4 protein-coding genes are annotated in these 5,133 nt (G+C 44.4%); all 4 read left to right on the top strand.

Annotated elements, in window-relative coordinates; translation table 11 throughout:
• Positions 1–193: 193 nt before the first annotated feature.
• The 4 genes from trpA (at position 194) to trpD (ending at position 5,022) form a co-directional block, all read left to right on the top strand.
• Positions 194–1,027, top strand: a complete 834-nt coding sequence (gene trpA / locus V7K84_RS26380; RefSeq protein WP_334842479.1) for a tryptophan synthase subunit alpha — start codon at positions 194–196, stop codon at positions 1,025–1,027.
• A gap of 198 nt (positions 1,028–1,225) precedes the next feature.
• Positions 1,226–2,452, top strand: coding sequence for a tyrosinase family protein (locus V7K84_RS26375; RefSeq protein WP_334842477.1), 1,227 nt, complete (start codon positions 1,226–1,228; stop codon positions 2,450–2,452).
• A gap of 74 nt (positions 2,453–2,526) precedes the next feature.
• Complete coding sequence (trpB, locus tag V7K84_RS26370; protein ID WP_334842475.1) at positions 2,527–3,756, top strand: tryptophan synthase subunit beta; 1,230 nt, start codon at positions 2,527–2,529, stop codon at positions 3,754–3,756.
• Positions 3,757–3,924: 168 nt separating this feature from the next.
• Positions 3,925–5,022: an anthranilate phosphoribosyltransferase gene (trpD, locus tag V7K84_RS26365; protein WP_334842482.1), complete on the top strand. Its 1,098-nt coding sequence runs from the start codon at positions 3,925–3,927 to the stop codon at positions 5,020–5,022.
• Positions 5,023–5,133 lie beyond the last annotated feature (111 nt).

Raw genomic sequence — 5,133 nt, 5'->3', positions numbered from 1 at the left:
CATTAATGGAGTTCAAAGACTCATTAATGGAGTTCAAAGACTCATTAATGGAGTTCAAAGACTCATTAATGGAGTTCAAAGACTCATTAATGGAGATAAAAGACTCGTTAACAAAGAATTTAGCATGGGCACCGCTAATTGCTAAGTGTAAATTATTCTAAAACTATTAACCAATCATTAACTATTTTTCAGCATGACCTCTATCTCCGATTCCTTTCAAACTTTACGCGATCGCCAACAGTGTGCTTTAATCCCTTTTATCACAGCAGGCGATCCTAATTTAGAAACCACTGCCGAAGCCTTACGCATCTTAGATCGCAACGGTGCTGACTTTATCGAGTTGGGCATTCCCTACTCCGATCCTCTCGCAGATGGGCCTGTGATTCAAGCAGCAGCAACCCGCGCTTTACAAAAAGGCACGAAATTAGAGCAAGTGCTAGAGATGTTACACGTAGTGATTCCTAGCCTAAAAGCGCCGATAATTCTATTTACTTACTACAATCCCATTTTGCACCGGGGTATTAAGACGTTTTTGGCGCAAATTGCCACTGCTGGGGTGCAGGGATTGGTAGTACCAGACTTACCCTTAGAAGAAGCAGAAGAATTAATCCAAACTGCTGCATCTTTTGGAATTGAGGTAATTTTACTCGTAGCTCCTACCAGTTCTCAAGATAGAATTGTTGCGATCGCTCGTCAATCTCAAGGTTTTATCTACTTGGTAAGTGTTACAGGCGTTACAGGTATCCGCGCTCAAATCCAAAACCGCGTAGAACATTTAATTACCGAGTTGCGAAGCGTCACCGATAAACCCATCGGCGTTGGTTTTGGCATCTCAGAAGCAAAACAAGCACATCAAGTAATGGAATGGGGTGCAGATGCAGTGATTGTTGGCAGCGCCTTTGTCAAACGGTTAGCTGAAGGTAGCCCCACAGAAGGATTGCAAGCCGTGGAAGAATTTTGTCGAGAACTTAAAACAGCCATTACAGAAAGTCGGCACGAAAGTCCATCTCTTCAAGAGGTGAGATAAATTCACTTGCAGACTTAGGGTGTATACAAGTCAAATTACCCCCCTTAATCCCCCCGATATATTGGGGGGAAACAAGAAATCCAGTTCCCTCCCCAATATATCGGGGAGGGTTAGGGTGGGGTAAAACCAGGTGAGTAAACTATTTCAGACTTGTGTATACACCGTAGCGCCCCTCTGCCCCCTGCTTCCATTAAGATAATGAAACTCCTACTGAAATCTGTCAAAATATTAATTTATAGCGTACTTCTAGTTAGTGCCTGTGCTATTACAGTCTTCGCCCACGATCGCACCGATCGCGGACAATACAAATACCATTGGAATTACAATTTACCAGGACAACAGGGTTATTTAACTGTAAGAAAGAACGTAACTGACCTAACATCAGCAGAGAAAACAGCCTTCGTTAAGGCTATCAAAACCTTAAAAACTGTCATACCCCCAGGTAGCAAGGTCAGTATTTACGACCAATTCGTTGCCATACATATAGGGGCAACACGCTTGATTCATAACCATAAAGGACATTCTGATGGTTCCGTCCAAGAACTTGCTCATGAAAATGCCGCATTTTTCCCCTGGCATCGAGAATATATTCGCAGATTTGAACAAGCTCTGCAAGCAGTAGACCCAAATGTTACTCTGCCATACTGGGATTGGACAGATGCCAAAGCACTTGATGTAATTTTTAACGATGACTTTCTTGGTTCTAACGGTCAAGGAGTAACCATCAAAATTCCAAATCAGGGAAACTTTACAGGCGGCGCTGTGCCTGGCGCTTTTTCGGCTGCAAATGGCTGGGTTATGAATCCAGCATTAAATATTGACCCAGAAACCCAAACATCATTAGGTACATCACTTGTCCGTTTTCTGAGACTACCCCCAGCCAGTGATTATCCTGTGCCCAAAAAAGATGTTGAGCGTGCCCTTCGTCTAAATAACTATTCTCTATTTCGCCCTGCTTTGGAAGGATTTATCTCTGTAGATGAGCAAGGTAAAGTCACCCCTGGAGGATTCATCCACAACTACATTCATGGTTTAGTCGGTGGTGTACAGATAGACGCGAGTACAAGACCGGTAAAGTTTAAGGGTCTGGGTACTATGGGCAATATCCCAAGTTCGCCTTATGATCCAGTGTTTTGGTTGCATCATGCCAACGTAGACCGCCTCTGGGCCCAATGGCAAGAAAACGGTCATCAAGGTAGCAATTTTTATCCTGCTGATGGTGGTCAACCTTATGGACACAATCTTAAAGACCTAATGTGGCCTTGGGACGGCGGTATGTCTACCCCCAAAGCTACGGCGTTAGGAGATTTACTATCCCTATTACCAAATTTTGACTCTAACGATTTGGTGCGCCCTATAGACGTTTTGAATCACCGGAAACTGGGCTATACCTACCAAACCGGGGAAAAGAAAACGCAAAGATGATTTCAACTGTGGCATAAGTTCTAAAAAGTTAGAACGAAAGTAAAAAATACTTGAACATAAAAGGATTTTAACCAGTGGTAAGCATACCAAACATCAAAACTCCAACTCAACAACCAGATTCTTTGGGCAGGTTTGGAAAATTCGGCGGTAAATATGTCCCGGAAACTTTAATGCCTGCATTAAGTGAATTGGAAGCTGCGTATCAACAATATCGCAATGAGCCGAGTTTCCAAGCAGAACTGCAAAACTTAATGCGTGATTATGTCGGACGACCCAGCCCATTATATTTTGCTGAACGCTTGACAGCAAATTACGCTAGACCAGATGGCACGGGAGCGCAAATTTATTTAAAGCGCGAAGATTTAAATCATACAGGCGCTCACAAAATAAATAATGCTTTGGCTCAGGTTTTGCTAGCCAAGCGCATGGGGAAGCAACGGATTATTGCCGAAACAGGTGCAGGTCAACATGGCGTAGCAACTGCAACTGTGTGTGCGCGATTTGGTTTGAAATGTGTGATTTACATGGGCGTCCAGGATATGGAACGCCAAGCCCTGAATGTGTTTCGCATGAAATTAATGGGTGCAGAAGTTCGACCAGTGGAAGCAGGTACAGGAACTCTCAAGGATGCGACTTCTGAAGCAATTCGAGATTGGGTGACGAATGTAGAAACAACCCATTACATCCTCGGTTCCGTTGCCGGGCCTCATCCCTACCCGATGATTGTCCGTGACTTCCACGTGATAATTGGTATAGAAACTCGCGCTCAATGCCTAGAAAAATGGGGAGGACTACCAGATATTTTACTGGCTTGCGTGGGTGGAGGTTCCAACGCGATCGGCTTATTCAATGAATTTGTGCATGAACCTTCGGTGCGTCTAATCGGAGTCGAAGCTGCGGGTGAAGGTGTAAACACAGAAAAACACGCTGCTACCTTGACAAAAGGGAAAATAGGTGTATTGCACGGTGCAATGAGCTATTTACTGCAAGATGATGACGGTCAAGTAATCGAAGCCCATTCAATTAGTGCCGGATTGGATTATCCCGGTGTTGGGCCAGAGCATAGTTATTTAAAGGATTATGGTCGCGCCGAGTATTACAGTGTGACTGATAAACAGGCTTTAGATGCATTTCAAAGGCTTTCGCAATTAGAAGGGATTATCCCAGCCTTAGAAACGGCTCATGCGATCGCTTATCTAGATACTCTTTGTCCCCAGCTAACAGGCAATCTCCGCATCGTCATCAATTGCTCCGGCAGAGGTGACAAAGATGTGCAAACCGTCGCCAAAGTCCTTATTCCTTAATTTTCTCTTCTTATCCTCATTTGTCCTTTGTCATTTGTCATTTGTCCTTCGTGAATGACCAATGACTAATGACCAATGACTAATGACCAATGACTAATGACCAATGACTAATGACCAATGACCAATGACCAATGACTAATGACTAATGACTAATGACTAATGACCAATATGATAGCTTTAACTCAAACTCCACCTGAAAACATCTCCATCCCTCCCGATCTCTACAACTGGCCAGCTTTATTACAACAGTTGTTAAATCGGCAATCGTTGACAGTTTCCCAAGCTGCGGATTTGATGCAAGGTTGGCTCACAGATGCCATTCCCGATGTTCTATCAGGAGCGATTTTAACCGCAATTCAAGCTAAAGGCGTCTCTGCCGAAGAATTAATTGGCATGGCCACCGTTTTGCAATCGCAATCTTCTCAGACGCCATTAATCGCGTCTCTACATACTCCCTTAATTGACACCTGTGGAACTGGTGGAGATGGTGCTTCAACCTTTAATATTTCCACTGCTGTTGCTTTTGTTGCCGCTGCTGCTGGGGTAAAGGTTGCCAAACATGGCAATCGTTCGGCATCCAGCAAGACTGGTTCCGCTGATGTGCTAGAAGCTTTGGGTATAAATCTCAACGCCACTCCTGAAAAAGTACAAGCCGCAGTTGGCGAAGTTGGAATCACCTTTTTGTTTGCTCCCGGCTGGCATCCTGCACTCAAAGCGATCGCAACTTTGCGAAAAACTCTGAAGGTGCGGACTGTTTTTAATTTGCTCGGCCCGCTAGTAAATCCGATGCGACCGACGGGACAAATTATTGGTGTCAACGACCCGCTTTTACTGGAAGAGATTGTGCAAGCTTTATCCAAACTGGGATGTCAGCAAGCGATCGCCGTCCACGGACGAGAACGTTTAGATGAAGCTGGTTTGGCAGATGTCACTGACTTGGCTGTACTTCAAAATAAAAAAGTCCGCTCTTTGACGCTCAATCCTCAAGAACTGGGTTTAAGTTTTGCACCCACTGCGGCGTTGCATGGTGGAGATGTCCAAGAAAATGCCGAAATCTTGAAGGCAGTTTTGCAAGGTAAAGGCACGCAAGCGCAACAAGATGTAGTCGCTTTAAATACAGCCTTAGCCCTGCAAGTTGGTGAAGCCATTCATGGGGAAACTGATGTTTTAGCAGGTTGTGTTAAAAGTATTGCCCTTGCCAAAGAAATTCTGCAAAGCGGTGCGGCTTGGACAAAATTAGAACAACTTGCGGAATTTTTGCGCTAATTGCTAAACAGCCCTGGCGAATTCTATGAGACTGTTGGCGAATAAATGAGGGGTCTTACCCCTCATCAAAGAAGGCAGTAATCAGTGAGCAGAATAATTGTGAGACAAAAG

The organism is Nostoc sp. (assembly GCF_036917315.1).
Taxonomy (GTDB): domain Bacteria; phylum Cyanobacteriota; class Cyanobacteriia; order Cyanobacteriales; family Nostocaceae; genus Nostoc.
This window is presented reverse-complemented; position numbering and strand designations above follow the sequence as displayed.

What these genes read in the sequence shown, in the direction of transcription:
- trpA (WP_334842479.1), top strand. Translation starts at nt 194, where the DNA reads ATGACCTCTATCTCCGATTCCTTTCAAACTTTACGCGATCGCCAACAG.
- V7K84_RS26375 (WP_334842477.1), top strand. Translation starts at nt 1,226, where the DNA reads ATGAAACTCCTACTGAAATCTGTCAAAATATTAATTTATAGCGTACTT.
- trpD (WP_334842482.1), top strand. Translation starts at nt 3,925, where the DNA reads ATGATAGCTTTAACTCAAACTCCACCTGAAAACATCTCCATCCCTCCC.